Source organism: Pseudomonas sp. H3_E07 (assembly GCF_054668895.1).
Genome location: NZ_CP162795.1, coordinates 5,368,796 through 5,383,806, shown reverse-complemented (window position 1 = coordinate 5,383,806; position 15,011 = coordinate 5,368,796). Strand labels below are relative to the sequence as shown.

The 15,011-nt window shown below is 59.5% G+C and carries 10 protein-coding genes; 6 read left to right on the top strand and 4 right to left on the bottom strand.

The annotated features are described in order from the left end of the window. The first annotated feature begins 42 nt into the window (after positions 1-42). Together AB4O08_RS24970 and AB4O08_RS24965 are read left to right on the top strand one after the other, a co-directional pair. Positions 43-4,839, top strand: coding sequence for an RHS repeat-associated core domain-containing protein (locus tag AB4O08_RS24970; RefSeq protein WP_460114876.1), 4,797 nt, complete (start codon positions 43-45; stop codon positions 4,837-4,839). A 7-nt stretch (positions 4,840-4,846) separates the two neighbouring features. Further along, positions 4,847-5,263 carry a hypothetical protein gene (locus AB4O08_RS24965; protein ID WP_010209750.1) on the top strand — a complete coding sequence of 139 codons (417 nt, stop codon included), beginning with the start codon at positions 4,847-4,849 and terminating at the stop codon, positions 5,261-5,263. Positions 5,264-5,377: 114 nt separating this feature from the next. On the opposite strand, the gene AB4O08_RS24960 is transcribed toward AB4O08_RS24965, so the two are convergent. The 3 genes from AB4O08_RS24960 to AB4O08_RS24950 form a co-directional block, all read right to left on the bottom strand. After that, positions 5,378-6,607, bottom strand: coding sequence for a M20/M25/M40 family metallo-hydrolase (locus AB4O08_RS24960; protein ID WP_044287331.1), 1,230 nt, complete (start codon positions 6,605-6,607; stop codon positions 5,378-5,380). A 48-nt stretch (positions 6,608-6,655) separates the two neighbouring features. After that, on the bottom strand, positions 6,656-7,714 hold the full coding sequence (locus AB4O08_RS24955; RefSeq protein WP_029529114.1) for a diguanylate cyclase: 1,059 nt from the start codon (positions 7,712-7,714) through the stop codon (positions 6,656-6,658). Between the two features lie 80 nt (positions 7,715-7,794). Next, positions 7,795-8,427 carry a LysE family translocator gene (locus AB4O08_RS24950; protein ID WP_460114461.1) on the bottom strand — a complete coding sequence of 211 codons (633 nt, stop codon included), beginning with the start codon at positions 8,425-8,427 and terminating at the stop codon, positions 7,795-7,797. Between the two features lie 123 nt (positions 8,428-8,550). Between AB4O08_RS24950 and AB4O08_RS24945 the strand changes: the two genes are divergently transcribed. Further along, the gene (locus tag AB4O08_RS24945; protein WP_042572181.1) at positions 8,551-9,954 is read left to right on the top strand and encodes an aminotransferase-like domain-containing protein; all 1,404 of its coding nucleotides are present in this window, start codon (positions 8,551-8,553) and stop codon (positions 9,952-9,954) included. 1 nt (position 9,955) lies between these two features. On the opposite strand, the gene AB4O08_RS24940 is transcribed toward AB4O08_RS24945, so the two are convergent. Continuing rightward, entirely contained in the window at positions 9,956-11,377 is a 1,422-nt protein-coding gene (locus AB4O08_RS24940; RefSeq protein WP_047540974.1) for a serralysin family metalloprotease, read from the bottom strand. A gap of 293 nt (positions 11,378-11,670) precedes the next feature. On the opposite strand from AB4O08_RS24940, the gene AB4O08_RS24935 reads away from it, so the two are divergent. The 3 genes from AB4O08_RS24935 (at position 11,671) to AB4O08_RS24925 (ending at position 14,994) form a co-directional block, all read left to right on the top strand. Beyond that, positions 11,671-12,411 carry a response regulator gene (locus AB4O08_RS24935; protein WP_010209741.1) on the top strand — a complete coding sequence of 247 codons (741 nt, stop codon included), beginning with the start codon at positions 11,671-11,673 and terminating at the stop codon, positions 12,409-12,411. Continuing rightward, the gene (locus AB4O08_RS24930) at positions 12,408-13,712 is read left to right on the top strand and encodes an ATP-binding protein (protein ID WP_021492713.1); all 1,305 of its coding nucleotides are present in this window, start codon (positions 12,408-12,410) and stop codon (positions 13,710-13,712) included. Before AB4O08_RS24935 ends, AB4O08_RS24930 begins: the two co-directional genes overlap by 4 nt. A gap of 199 nt (positions 13,713-13,911) precedes the next feature. Then, positions 13,912-14,994 carry an LLM class flavin-dependent oxidoreductase gene (locus tag AB4O08_RS24925; RefSeq protein ID WP_460114460.1) on the top strand — a complete coding sequence of 361 codons (1,083 nt, stop codon included), beginning with the start codon at positions 13,912-13,914 and terminating at the stop codon, positions 14,992-14,994. The last annotated feature ends 17 nt before the right edge of the window (positions 14,995-15,011 follow it).

The following is a 15,011-nucleotide window of genomic DNA, read 5'->3' as shown; positions in this document are numbered from 1 at the left end:
GGTTTCTTGAACCCGGCCATTGGCAGGCTGGCCCTGACCCCAATGGATGTGAAGACGGTCGATATCGAGGGCGTCTTTCGCGACTTCCGGGATTGCCTGAACACTTTTGATGACTGGGCGGAAAGCTTCTGGAGCTTTTCCGCGCTGGATATTGAACAGGTCTTCAAGGTCGGGGATGAGGTGGCGCTGGTCGCGCCGATCAACCGCTCCCTTTTTCCGAGCAGCACCGTCGCTACTTGCCAGGCCACCGGCACGTTGACCTTGGTGCACATATTTCAAAGCACGCGAGCTGTACCCATCGGCAACACGCCAGTGGTGCTTCAGCGCGTCGACCCCAACGGCGGCCCACTGGGCGAGCCGATCCACAAGACCATCGGCCCGAGCGGCATTCTCGAAGTCGACGAGTGTGAGCGCGACCAGCAGTACCGCGTCAGCTTCTATCCCAATGTCTCAAGAGACCACGTCAAGGCGCTGTATGCGTCTTATCAAACGGTGATTGACGCGCTGGAAGTTCGCCTGCGCGAAGCGTGGGAAAGTACCTACGAAGCGCAGTGGAAGGATTACACAGACGCTCACCCGCTTGATCAACGCAGGATGCTGGAGAAGGCGTTTCTTAAGGGAGTGGGTAAGGCGCTTTACAGCCTTTGGGACAACTTCACGCAACTGTATGGCCTGCTGGCGGATATTCAGACCCACAGTGAGAAGTGGCTGCAATACGTTACCCAGACCGAACTTGATGAACTGCTGAAACTGGGCAAGGAGGCCATTGGCCGCGGACTGCTGGTGCTCAGCGATGAACCGCTGGTGTTTATCTATGTGTCGGCGATATCCAGTTGGATACGGATGTTGCCGCCGCAAGAAATGAACGAGGTGATGGGGGAAATCACCGGCGATGTATTGATCGGGCTGCTGCTCGTGAGGGTTGCAGGCGCCATGGGTGTGACCCTGCGCCTGGGCCCCCAGGTGGTGGGGCATATCAAATCCGGCCGCACGCGTAGATGGCTGGAGAGGCTGGCCGATCAGCTCGTCGGGCCTCGGTTGGACGCGCATGTCGAAGCGGCCAAGCCGTTGTTGCTGGGCAGCGCGGCGACGCCGATCAGGGTAATTCCGGATGTGCCATTGAAGGTTGGGGATCAGGTGGTTGCCAACCCGGTACCGCTGGTTCGGGACAAGGCCACGCAACGGACGGTGTTGGTGCGGCAGGAGCCTGTCGACGATGTGCCTGCTTCTGCTCGGAACCCGGCTGGGAATGCCGCTGCGTCTTCGGATAAGACCGCTACCAACGGTTGCCCGGTGTCCATGGTCACGGGCGAGGAACTGCTGACCCTCACCGATGGAACGCTGGACGGACTCTTGCCGTTTGAGTGGACCCGCTTGTACCGCACCAGTGCGGTGGAAATGGACTGCGGGTTGGGGTTTGGCTGGAGTCACTCGCTGGCGCATCGGCTGAGTGTTTCCGGCGATGCGGTGGTGTGGACCGATCATGAAAATCGCTCGACCACCCTGCCCTTGCCCACCGCTTCTCGGCCCGCGATCACCAACAGCCTGGCCGAAGCGGCGATCTACCTGGGGGCTGTGCCCGATGAGTTAGTCCTGTCTCAAGGGTCACGTTTCTACCACTTTCGCGACGGTGTGCTGACAGCGATCAGCGATGCGTATGACAACCGGCTGCGCATTTCCCGTAATTACCTGGGGCAGATTGAGCGGTTGGATAACGGCGTCGGGCGCTCGTTGTTTTTGCGCTATGCGTCGGGCCGCATTGTGGCGGTGGATTACCAGATTGAGCGGGCTGTGGATGACGGCCCGTTTGTCTGGGTGACGGAGCAGAACGTTGTTTCCTACGCCTATGACGCTGGTGGACGACTGGTTTGTGCGACCAACGCTGTAGGCGAAAGCGAGGTTTATCGGTACGACGAGCAGCACGTGATTCTTGAGCGTGGCTTGGCCGGTGGAGCGAGTTTCTTTTGGGCGTGGGAACGGGCTGGCAAGGCCGCTCGGTGTGTCCGGCACTGGGCCAGTTTCTCGCAAATGGACACGCGGTACGCCTGGGATGACAACGGGCAGGTCACGGTGTTTAACGCCGACGGAAGCCAGGAAGTCTACGTGCATGACCTGCGGGCGCGGCTGGTGCAGCGCGTGGACCCTGACGGTGCCCAACACTTTAAGTCCTACGATGACAAAGGCCGACTGACGGTTGAGCAGGATCCGCTGGGAGCGATCACGGCGTATCAGTACGACGAAGCCGGGCGTTTGGTGGCGCTGTTTCCTGGGGACGATGAGCCGACGACCTACGAGCATGACAATGGATTCGTACGGGTTGTAAGGCGGGGTCAGGCGGTCTGGAAATATGAGCGTAATGACCAGGGTGACGTGACGCGCAAGACCGATCCTGACGGCAACGCTACTGACTACAGCTACAACAAATATGGGCAGCTGGTTGGTGTCTGGTATCCGGATCACAGCTGTCATCGGCTGGTGTGGAATGAGCGTGGGCAGTTGCTTGAGGAGCAGTTGCCGAACGGTGGCGTTAAGCGCTATCGCTATGACGACCTTGGGCGGCAAGTTGCGCGTGAAGATGAGCATGGGGCGCTGACCCAGTATCAATGGGATGCAGCAGGCCGCTTACTGAAACTGACTCAGCCCGGCGGTGCCACACGGGAATACAGCTACAACGCTTACGGAAAAATCACCTCCGAACGCGATGAACTGGGCCACCTCACCCGCTACGAATACGCCGACGGCCTGCACCTGATCAGCCGTCGCATCAACGCTGATGGCACCCAGGTCAAATACCGGTACGACAACGTTAGGTTATTGCTGACCGAGATCGAAAATGAGGTGGGCGAAACCTACCGACTCCAATACCACAGCAACGGCCTGATCCAACAGGAAACCGGCTTTGATGGCCAGCGCACGGCTTACGTCTACGACCTCAACGGCAACCTTCAGGAGAAGACCGAACACGGCGATGACGGCAGTCAGCTGGTTACCCGTTACGAGCGTGACCATGCCGGTCGACTCGTAAGAAAAACCCTACCCGACGGCAGCCTTGTCGATTACGCCTACGACCGTCAGGGGAATCTCTTAAGCGTCGAAAACGGCCACTGGGCGTTGGCCTACGAGTACGACAGCCAAAACCGTCTCACCGCCGAACACCAAGGCTGGGGCACGCTGCGCTATGGCTACGACGCCTGCGGCCAACTGCAAAACCTGCGCCTGCCGGACAACAACCGTCTCACCTTCAACCACGACAAAGGCGGCCACCTCGCGACCGTCGAACTGAACGGTGAAAGCCTTACTTCTCATCTATTCAAAGCCGGCAAGGAACTCCAACGCCAACAAGGCCAACTGATCAGCCACTACCACTATGACGACCAGCAACGCCTGCACGCCCACGCCGTCACCCAGCAACAACACACCCTTTACCAATGCCACTACGACTACGACCAATCCGGCAACCTCACCCGCCTCCTCGACACTCGCAAAGGCGAGCATCACTACCACTACGACCCACTAAACCGCCTCACCCGCGCCGACCACTCCCAAGGCGAGCAAGAACGCTTCGCCCACGACCCGGCTGGCAACCTGCTCATGCAAAACCGCCCCGGCCCCGACATCGTGGCGGGCAATCGCCTGATGATCCAGGGCGACCACCACTACGACTACGACGCCTTCGGCAACCTTATCCGCCAACGACGCGGCAAAGGCCACGCGCTCGTCACCGAATACCGCTACGACTGCCAGCACCGTCTGATCGGCATTAAAAAACCCAATGGCCAGACTGTCAGCTATTGCTACGACCCGTTTGGGCGGCGCATCAGCAAAACCGTTGAGGGCATCACTACGGAGTTTTTCTGGCAGGGCGACACACTCATCGCCGAACACCACGCGGATCGCCATCGCAGTTACCTCTACGAACCCGACAGCTTCAGGCCATTGGCGCTACTGGAAGGCTTTGGTCCAAACGAAACCAAACCCTATCACTACCAACTCGACCACCTCGGCACCCCACAGGAACTCACCGCCCCAGACGGCGAAATCGTCTGGTCCGCCCACTACCGCGCCTACGGCGAAATCACTCGTCTCGACATCGGAAAAATCGACAACCCGCTGCGCTTCCAGGGCCAATACGTCGATGAAGAAAGCGGGCTGCACTACAACCGCCATCGCTACTACAATCCGGATATTGGTCGCTACCTCACGCCGGACCCGGTGAAGTTGGCGGGTGGGATCAATCCTTACCAATATGTGCCTAACCCTACGGGCTGGATAGATCCGCTGGGACTGAGTACCTGTCCTGGCGACGGGTGTGAACCTAACGGTCCTACTACCCTTCCGAAGCCTAGCGTTGATGAAGGCGCACCTGCTCTACCTCAACTGCCGCGAACTAATCGACAGTCGAGAATAGATGCACTGACAGAGGCAAATGCAAAACGAAGGGTGCTGGGGTGGGAGCAGGAATACGATATGCATACAGTTGAAAAGCATGGTCCAGAGATACCAGATAGCGCGTTGAAACAACGATCTATTGATGGAACAAATCCAACGACTGGGGAAAGAGGAAATATCAGCTCCAGTTCCCAGTTTAATTCTTGGAAAATGCAACTCCACGCTATAAACAAGGCCATGGGCAGGATGCAGGGCGCTTCGCCATCTCCCACAGGTTTTGATAGAGCAGGCAACCCAGTGGTCGTGGTCGAACTGCCTGGGGCTGGACGAGGCTACAAACCTAACCGCAGGGACGTGAACAACCCTAGATACATTGAAACCATGGAAAGAGCAGAAATCAGATTTGATCGAAACAATCCGACTCGACCATTCACCGCTTTCCCGAAGTGAGCAGACCATGCTGAAATGCCCATTCATGAACACTCCATACGCTCCTAATATCTCTCATTTATTAGGAGCCTTATCGATATACGACCTTGAGGAAACGGTTGGAAAAGAGCTATGGAAGCATGATCCTAACGATCATAAAGACAGGGAAAAAATCATAATTTCTTTTATCCTAAAAGACCTTATGTACCTTTCATACAGACATCGTTTTATATTGATTTCTGCTCTCAGGGATGCGCTCGAAAACCCCGACTTTGACTTTGCGAAAGAATTTGAAAACGACTACGACGAATACATAACCATGGCCTGGAACGAAACAGAAATAGCCGACCCCCGAGGCTTCTTCGTCGACATCTACCGACTAGCCAACGAAGTCTGGAAAGAAGACCTCCAAAAAGCCAACCTCGAAGACCAGTCAACTTGGTAACGCCACCCTCAAGGCAAAAATCCCCGGTGGCGAGCGAGCTTGCTTGCGTTGGGCCGCTGCAGCCCAACGCAGGGCAAGCCTGCCCACCACAAAAGCAAGCCAATCAGCGGAAAATCACCGCTTCGAAAGCTCCATAATCATCCGACTAAGCAAATAAACCCGCGGCACCACGCTCTCAACCTCCGCATACTCCTCCGGGGTATGAATATTCCCGCCGACAATCCCAAACCCATCCAACGTCGGCGTCCCCACCCCAGCCGATAAACTCGCGTCTGCCGCGCCACCGCTGCCTTCAATCGTCAGCTTCTTGCCCAACTCCCCATAAATCCCCTGGGCAATCGCCACTAACTTGTCCGATTCCGGCGTCTGCGGCATCGGTGGTAACCCACGCTGCAAGCTGGTCTTCACTTCGGTTTCCGGGATCAGTTTGTTCGCTGATACGCGGGCCAGGTCTTTCTCGATGCGGTCAAACTCCTCCGGCAACGCCGCGCGCACGTCCGCCTTGGCGGTGGCCTGGTCGGGAATGACGTTGGTACGGTCGCCGGCCTTGATCACGGTGAAGTTGATGGTGGTTTTCTTCTCTTCATCCCCCAGCTTGCCCAGTTGCAGAATCTGGTGCGCCGCTTCCATCGCAGCATTACGCCCGAGTTCCGGGGCGACGCCGGCGTGGGCGGCTTTGCCTTTGACTTCAACCACGGCGGTGGCGCTGCCTTTGCGCCAGACCACCAGGCCATCGGCTGGGCGGCCGGGTTCGAGGTTGAGAGTGACGTCGTGGGCCTTGGCGGTCTTGCGGATCAGATCAGAGGCGGCGTCGGAGCCGGTTTCTTCGCTCGCGTCGAGCAGGAAGGTGATCTGCGCATAGTCCTTGAAGCCCTGGTCCTTGAGGACTTTGAGCGCGTAGATGCCGGCGACGATGCCACCCTTGTCATCCATCACGCCAGGGCCATAGGCGCGACCGTCCTTGATGTGGAACGGACGCTCGGCGGCCGAGCCTTCCTTGAACACCGTGTCCATATGGGCCATCAGCAGGATCTTGGCCTTGCCGGTGCCCTTGAGGGTGGCAACCACGTGACTGTTGTTGGCCGCTTTATCCGGCACCAGCTCAATCGAGAAACCCAGCTGTTTCAGCTCGTCCACAGCAATGTCGCGCACTTGCGTCAGGCCCGGTTCATAGCCGGAACCCGAGTCGATGTTCACCAGGCGCTCCAGCAATTTCAGGGCGTCGGCCTTGTACTGCTCGGCGTGTGCCTGGATCTGTTTGTGGGGTTCGGCGCTGTAGGCCGGCACGGCGAAGGACATGGCCAGGGTGGCGGCCAGGAGGGTACGGGGGAAGTTGAAGAGCATGAACCGATCCTTGTTTTTTGTTGGAAGGTGCCGTGACACCCTACTCCACTAGACCGATCGCAACCAACCCTCCTGTACCGTGCTGACGCGGTTCCGCCCACTGCTTTTGGCGTCGTACAAGGCCTGGTCGGCGTCATTCAACCAACTGGTCGAATCTGCGTGGGTCGGTTGATACGGCGCCAGGCCGATGCTCAGGCTGACGCGCAGGGTCGGGTCCTGGGCGTAGGCCAAGGCGTTGAAGCGATCGCGCAAGGCGTCCATCACTTCTGTGGCGCGGTTGAGCGGCATGCCCGGCAGGATCACGCAGAACTCATCACCCCCGTAACGCCCGGCCAGGTCGGTGGCGCGCAGGTTCTGGCGCAACACTTTGCTGAGCTGGCGCAGGACGATATCGCCGGTGACATGGCCGTAGGTGTCATTGATGGTCTTGAAATGGTCGATGTCGATCAGCGCAATGACGGCGCCCATGGAATCGCGGCGACAGCGTTGGAACTCGATCTCAAGGTGATCCTTCCAGGCGCCGTGGTTGAGCAGCCCGGACAGACTGTCAGTGCGGCTAAGGGCCAGCAGTTCACGTTTATGTCGTGCCAGGGTCAGCGCCTGACGGTAGCAGATCCACCCTAAGGCCAGCGGATACAGCATCAGGATCGGCAGGCAGGCGTAGAGCTGCGCCTGGGTGGTCACAGCGATGAATGCGGGCGTGAAGATCAGCAACGCAGTGCCCAGACCCAACGCCTGCGCCACCCACCCCGCCAGCATGAAGCGCGGGCCGCCGATGGCCACGTTGTTCATGCTCATCATCGACAAGGTGGTCACGCTCGGCAGCGGGTTGAAGTGCATGGCGCCGACCCAGAACCCACCACAAAAGGAATCGAACAATAGATTGCGCCGTTCACTGCGCAGGGCGCTGGCGCTGCGCCGCGTCAGTTGAAAAGCCACATGCGGCCAGACAAAGGCATTGATCAACATCCAGGCCCACACCCACCAGGCCGGGTCCAGGGGATACATCCCGAACACCACGCAGACAAATCCGAGCGTCAGCCCGAGGGTACGGGATCTGTACAACCGAGAAGCGAGCGGAAGTCCGGTGCCTTCTGCAGCTGACATGGTGGGGTGAGATCCTGAATGAATGCCTGGAGTCTATCAGGGCAACGGCAGATCGCCACTATTGCTCGTTAACTCAAGACTCAGTGGGCAAAGCCCCGCGCCAGCATCATTGCCACGCCCAGCAGCAACACGGCCGTGATGCGCTGCAACAACACACGGCGCTTGGGGTTTTCCAGCACATGTTTGATGCGCTGGCCGAAGTAGCAATAGAGGCAGCCGCTGGCAAATTGCAGCAACAGGAACGTCAGCCCAAGGATGGCAATGTCCACCGTCGAACGGCTCGCCCCGGTACCGGCGAACTGGGGGAACACGGCACTGAACATGATGAGGGTCTTGGGATTGGAGAACCCAGTCAGCAAGCCCTTGCTAAACAGGTTGCGCGCCGCTTCGACCTGGCCGATCCGTTCGATCACCACGCCGCTGCTGGTCCACTGTTTGTAGGCAAGATGCAGGATGTACGCCACGCCGACCACCTGGATAACCTGGGTGATCACCGGATAGCCCTTGATCAACTCGGAAAAGCCCACGGCAAAGATCAGGATCGAAATCAGGTACGACACACTGGCGCCGATCTGCGCCGGGATCGAACGGCGCAGACCGTCACGCACGCCCAGGCTCAACAACAGCAGAGTCATGGGGCCGGGGCTGAAGGTCATGGTGGCGCAAAACAGCAGGAAATACAGGAACGAGGAGAGGGTTAACGCACTTGTCATGGCCGGGGACCTGGAGGATGGAGCCCGCAGTCTAGGCAGTTGGCATTGCGCAAGGCAGGTAAAGTGAGGCCTAATCCGCCCGAACTTTACCGGTAAAACTTCCAGCAAAGGCAAGGACGTCGCGTGTTCGTATCAGCCATCACCTTTGTAGAAGGCACCCCCAAGGTGCTACAGATCGTAGAGGCGTTCAGCCAGGCCATCGAAAACGGCGAATGGACGCCCGGCAGCAAGTTGCCCTCGGTGCGCGAACTGACCGAGACACTGGGTGTGAGCAAGTTCACCCTCAATGAGGCCCTTGACCGCCTGCGCGGGCGCAACCTGCTCACTTCCAGTCAAGGCCGTGGCTATTTCGTCGCGACAGACCGTGCACGCCCGACAACCTCGAACTGGGTCGATCTGCTGCCACAGGACCTGCTCAGCGTGTTGCGTCGACCGCTTGCGACGGCCCACGGCGACCTGCGCCCCGGCGGCGGCCACCTGCCGGAAACCTGGCTGGACAGCGAAGCCCTGCGCCAAACCCTGCGCAGCGTGGTGCGGGCGCCGTCGCTGCGCATCGCCAGCCTGGGCACACCGGCCGGGTTGCTGCCTTTGCGCCAGGCGCTGCAACAGAAGCTGCACGGCGAGGGCCTGTCGGTGTCGGTGGAACAAATCATCACCACTCCCAACACCGTACAAGGCCTGGACATGCTGATGCGCCTGCTGGCACGTCCCGGTGACACGGTCCTGCTCGACGCACCGTGCTACTTCAACTTCCACGCCAACCTGGCCTTGCACGGGGTCAAGGTGGTGACGATCCCGCGTCGCCCCGACGGTTTTGATTTCACGGCCCTCGAACAGCTGCTGGCCGAGCATCGCCCCAGCCTGTACTTGACCACCAGCGTGTTGCACAACCCCACCGGCCACTCCTTAAGCCCCGGCCAGGCGTTCCGCCTGCTGCAACTGACCGAGCGCTACCACTGCCATATCGTCGAGGACGACCTCTACGGCGACCTGCACCCCAACCCGCCGCCGCGCCTGGCCGCCCTCGCCGGCCTGGACCAGGTCACCTACCTGTCGGGCTTCTCCAAGATCCTCAGCGCCAACGCCCGCGTCAGCTTTGTGGTGGCCGCACCGCAACTGGCAGCCAACCTCACCAACATGAAACTGATGAGCGGCGGCGTGACCTCCGAGCTGTTCGAGCAGGTCGTGTACCGCATGCTCAGCGAAGGCAGTTACGCCAAGCACCGCAAGCGCATGGTGCAGCGCTTGATGGAGGCCGGTGGACGCGTGGAGCAATGGCTCAAGCGTTGCGGCTGCGAGCTGCCGATGGGTTACGAAGGCGGAATGTTTATCTGGGCGCGGCTGCCGCCTGGGGTCAACGGCGAGCTGCTGGCCCAGGCGGCATTGAAACAGGGCATGGTGCTGGCACCGGGCGCGCTGTTTGGCTACGACCCGGTCCAGCGTGATTCGATGCGCTTCAATGTGGCCCACAGTGATGAGCCACGGGTGCAGCAGCTGTTTGAGACGCTGTTGCGAAGCACCGGCTGAATCAACTCACGATGTCGCTCTGCTGCAATTTGCCGTGGACCACCAGGAGAAAGGCCGGCTCGTCAGGTTTGCCGCTGATTTGCAACGTACTCCTCTGAACTGCCGGGTCATAGGTCACCATCGCTTCACCGCTGGCGCCCGAAAATGCACGCACGAACGTCAGCGGCTTGTCGCCCAGCGTCGCGCGGATCCCGGACACATCCACGCGGTCTTCGCCACTGACAAAGTCCATGATCTGATCCGGCGCGTCGCGGGTCGACTCGTTGGTTTTCCCGTAGACAAAGACGTCATTGCCTTTGCCGCCCCACAAGATGTCCGCCCCGCCCGCCCCATATATGCGGTCGTTGCCCTCTCCACCGTTGAGGGTGTTGGCCGCGTCGTTACCCACTAGCAAATCATTGCCGAAGCCGCCCACAGCGTTTTCGATAGTCACGCCATAGGCAATCGAGACATTGCCCTTGAGGCCGCCGACATCCGAAAACGTCCCGGCCTTGAGACTGATCTGTTGGTCCTGCTGGTAGCCGGAGAAGTCCAATGTGTCGGTGCCGCCGCCATCCCAGATGGCAGCGACCATCTTGTCCTGGTCGGCCTTGACGCTGAGGAAATCCCGATCGGTATTGGAATTGAAACCGTAGGTGGTGTCGTCCTTGCGGGTTTCATGGTTGGCGCCGTATTCCTGTTGATAGGCGCTGATATCGTCAAGTTGCGGCGCCGACGCGCGGATGCCGCCGTGATTCATATAGCCGTGACGTTCGCCCAGGTAACTCATGGTGGTATGGCTTTCGGAGTCTTCCAGATACCCGGCTTTGGCAGACCCGGAACTGACGTCGTATTGGCTAGGGTGGCTCAATCCCAAGGCATGGCCTAACTCATGCACGAGGGTGAAGCGACCTGCATCACCGTGGGACGCATTCGGCACGCTCTGATCGTCTTTTGTATCGACGAACCAAGCATCGCCGCTGAATCTGTCCTTGGGGTTGGGCAAGGACGTCTGAGGATAAGCCGCAACGGACTGGCCCTTCTTATTGTACAAATCAGCGTAATTGCCGAGGGTGATGTGACCTTCGCTGCTCGCCGTTTTCGGCCCCTCGGTAAACCTCACGTTTGCCACATCCGCAATGGATTGCAAGCTGCGCCGGGTCTGTTGCCTTTGATTTTCGAGCACGTGAGTGAACCCGGATTTATTGTGCTGTCTTTGATGCTTGTCCTCGGGAGGCTCTCGAAACGTATAGGTCACATCATAACGGCCGTCGCCGTTCTTATCCGGCCAGCCAGCACTCCCACGCCAAAGTCGTGCGGTTGCTTCTTCGGGCGTCTTGGACGGTAATCCGTTGTGCTGGATGCCGCCACCGCGATCATCTCGGTGCTGAAACTGTTCAATCGTCTGGAATGTGGTGCTCGCTCGCGAGGTAATGGCTGTCATGAATGCGCTCTCATCAGGCAATGAAGCCTGATCTTGCGACCTTGGGCACATAACCGGATGTGCGTTTAAGCCGGGAATTCGAGCGATTACGTTCAAGTGAATCCATCGTTTTATGCCCGCAGCGCGTAGGACGTCGCTCAACGCTTGCGCTCCCCTTGAGCATTGACGCCGCAATTTTGCTTCATCGTGTATCTCCTTATCGCCAGATACACTGCAATACAAAGGGCACAAGGCAAAGGCGCCGACAGTGGCTAGACTGCGCCCCAATGAGTAATTAACGAGGAAGGCACAGCATGGATCATGTCGATCACATTCTGATCGTCGATGACGACCGGGAGATCCGCGAACTGGTAGGCAACTACCTGAAGAAGAACGGCATGCGTACTACCGTGGTCGCCGACGGCCGTCAGATGCGCAGCTTCCTCGACACCACCCCGGTGGACCTGATCGTGCTGGACATCATGATGCCCGGTGATGACGGCCTACAGCTGTGCCGCGAACTGCGAGTCGGCAAACACAAGGCCACGCCGGTGCTGATGCTCACCGCGCGCAACGATGAAACCGACCGCATTATCGGCCTGGAAATGGGCGCCGACGACTACCTGGTCAAACCCTTCGCCGCCCGTGAACTGCTGGCGCGTATCAACGCCGTATTGCGCCGCACGCGGATGCTGCCGCCGAACCTTGTGGTCAGTGAAACCGGACGATTGATCCGCTTCGGTCGCTGGCGCCTGGACACCACCGCCCGCCATCTGCTCGACGACGATGACACCCTCGTGGCGCTGAGCGGTGCCGAATACCGCTTGCTGCGGGTGTTCCTCGACCACCCGCAACGCGTGCTCAACCGCGACCAGTTGCTTAACCTGACCCAGGGCCGCGACGCCGACCTGTTCGACCGTTCCATCGACCTGCTGGTGAGTCGCCTGCGTCAACGTCTGCTGGATGACGCCCGTGAACCGGCCTATATCAAGACCGTGCGCAGCGAGGGCTACGTGTTCTCCCTGCCGGTGGAAATCCTCGGGGCCGAGCAATGACCTTCAGGTTGGGATGGCCGCGCACCCTGGCATCACAACTGTCGCTGATCTTCCTGATCAGCCTGGTGTGCGCCCATGGCTTGTCCTTCAGTGCGCAATTCTACGAGCGCTACATCAGCGCGCGCACCGCCATGCTGGGCAACCTGGAAAACGATGTGTCCACCTCGGTGGCGATCCTCGACCGGCTGCCGGTCAACGAACGGGCCAGCTGGTTGCCGCGTCTCGACCGTCAGAACTATCGCTACCTGCTCAACGCGGGCGAGACCGGCGAACCGATGAGCAGCGATGATGTGCCCATGGCCGCCACCTCGATCGCGGATGCGCTAGGTGAACACTACGCGCTGACGTTCCGCGACATCCCCGGTATTCAGAAGCACTTCCAGGCGCACCTGAACCTGGCCGATGGCAGCCCGATCACCATCGACGTGCGCCCCGCCGCCCTGCCGGTCGCCTATTGGCTGCCGGTGGTACTGGTGCTGCAACTGGCTCTGTTGCTGGGCTGCACCTGGATCGCCGTGCGCCTGGCCATCCGCCCGCTGACCCGCCTGGCCCGCGCCGTGGAAACCCTCGACCCCAACGCCCATCCCACACCGCTGGACGAACAGGGGCCAACCGAAGTTGCCCACGCCGCTGCCGCGTTCAATGAAATGCAAAAACGCATCGCCGAATACTTGAAGGAACGCATGCAGATCCTGGCGGCGATTTCCCATGACCTGCAAACCCCGATCACCCGCATGAAACTGCGCGCTGAGTTCATGGAAGATAGCGCCGAACGCGACAAGCTCTGGAGTGATCTGGGCGAGATGGAACACCTGGTACGCGAAGGCGTGGCCTATGCGCGCAGCGTTCACGGCGCTACCGAAACCAGCCACCGGATCAACCTCGATGCGTTCCTCGACAGCCTGGTGTTCGACTACCAGGACATGCACAAACAGGTCAGCCTCACGGGAAAAAGCGCAGTCGTGTTCGACACGCGCCCCCACGCCTTGCGCCGGGTGCTGGTGAATCTGGTGGACAATGCATTGAAGTTTGCAGGCAGTGCCGAACTGGAAGTGGGCTCGACGGCGGACGGGGAATTGTCGATCAAGGTATTGGATCGTGGCCCCGGAATTGCCGAAGACGAACTGGTTCAGGTCATGCAGCCATTCTACCGCGTCGAAAGTTCACGCAACCGCGGCACCGGTGGCACCGGACTGGGGTTGGCGATTGCACAACAACTGGCAGTCGCGATAGGCGGCTCGCTGACCTTGAGCAATCGGCCGCAAGGTGGGTTGTGTGCCGAGATACGCCTGGGGCTTTAAGCCTCAGAGACCGGTGTTGCCGGTGCGGGATACAGATGCAAATTACTGATACATCAACCCACCTATGATTCAACATTTTAATAATTAGGATAGAACCAATCGGCATTTTACAGCCCTGGCTTCGGCCCCTACTTTAGAGGCGAATAACCGACCCCCTGCCCGGTGGAGGTGTCCATCACGCACTGAACCAGGACAGACCATGAGCATCGAATTCATCGGCTACATTGGCGGCCATCACGCTTCCGAAATTCACCCACGCAGCGGCCCTACCCTGCAACCCGACTACATCGAGACCGTGGCCCGCGCTCACGAACAAGCCGGCTTCGACCGCGCGCTGGTGGCCTTTCACTCCAACAGCCCGGACAGCACGCTGATCGCCTCCCATGCCGCCAGCGTGACGCAAAAACTTCAATTCCTCATCGCCCATCGCCCCGGTTTCGCCCAGCCTACCTTGGCGGCGCGCCAATTCGCCACGCTCGACGTGTTCAACGGCGGGCGCACGGCAGTGCACATCATCACCGGTGGTGACGACCGCGAATTGCGTGCCGATGGCAGCCACATCGGCAAGGACGAACGCTACGCACGTACCGATGAATACCTGAGCGTGGTGCGTCAGGAATGGACCAGCGAACAACCTTTTGACTTCAAGGGCACCTACTATCAGGTCGAAGGTGCACATTCCACGGTGAAGTCACCGCAACAACCGCACATCCCCTTGTATTTTGGCGGTGCGTCCAAAGCCGCGATCGAAGTGGCGGGCAAACACGCCGATGTGTACGCGCTGTGGGGCGAAACCTACGAACAAGTGCGCGAGATCGTGACCCAGGTACGCGCCGAAGCGGCCAGGCATGGACGCACGATTCGTTTCAGCCTTTCGTTGCGGCCGATCCTTGCCGAGACCGAAGAACTGGCGTGGGCACGGGCCGACCGCATCTTGCAGCAGGCCACCGAGCTGGCAGAGAAAAATGGATTTGTCCGACGTGAACCGCCGAACGAAGGCTCGCGCCGGTTGCTCGCGGCGGCGGCGCAGGGATCGCGGCTGGATAAGCGTTTGTGGACGGGGATTGCAGGGCTACTGGGGGCACAGGGCAACTCAACGTCACTGGTGGGCACGGCTGAGCAAGTCGCGGAGGCATTGGTGGATTACTACGACCTGGGGATTACCACGTTCTTGATTCGTGGGTTTGATCCTTTGAATGATGCCATCGACTATGGCAAGCGCTTGATTCCTCTCACCCGTCAGCTGATCGCTGAACGCGAACAGGCCCAGCAAGTGGCTTGATTCATAGGGGAGCTGGT

Bases quoted from the DNA above. Each gene is read 5' to 3' on its own strand.
- AB4O08_RS24965 (WP_010209750.1), top strand. From the start codon at position 4,847: ATGCTGAAATGCCCATTCATGAACACTCCATACGCTCCTAATATCTCT.
- AB4O08_RS24940 (WP_047540974.1), bottom strand. From the start codon at position 11,377: ATGACAGCCATTACCTCGCGAGCGAGCACCACATTCCAGACGATTGAA.
- AB4O08_RS24960 (WP_044287331.1), bottom strand. From the start codon at position 6,607: ATGCTCTTCAACTTCCCCCGTACCCTCCTGGCCGCCACCCTGGCCATG.
- AB4O08_RS24970 (WP_460114876.1), top strand. From the start codon at position 43: ATGGATGTGAAGACGGTCGATATCGAGGGCGTCTTTCGCGACTTCCGG.
- AB4O08_RS24930 (WP_021492713.1), top strand. From the start codon at position 12,408: ATGACCTTCAGGTTGGGATGGCCGCGCACCCTGGCATCACAACTGTCG.
- AB4O08_RS24925 (WP_460114460.1), top strand. From the start codon at position 13,912: ATGAGCATCGAATTCATCGGCTACATTGGCGGCCATCACGCTTCCGAA.
- AB4O08_RS24935 (WP_010209741.1), top strand. From the start codon at position 11,671: ATGGATCATGTCGATCACATTCTGATCGTCGATGACGACCGGGAGATC.
- AB4O08_RS24950 (WP_460114461.1), bottom strand. From the start codon at position 8,427: ATGACAAGTGCGTTAACCCTCTCCTCGTTCCTGTATTTCCTGCTGTTT.
- AB4O08_RS24955 (WP_029529114.1), bottom strand. From the start codon at position 7,714: ATGTCAGCTGCAGAAGGCACCGGACTTCCGCTCGCTTCTCGGTTGTAC.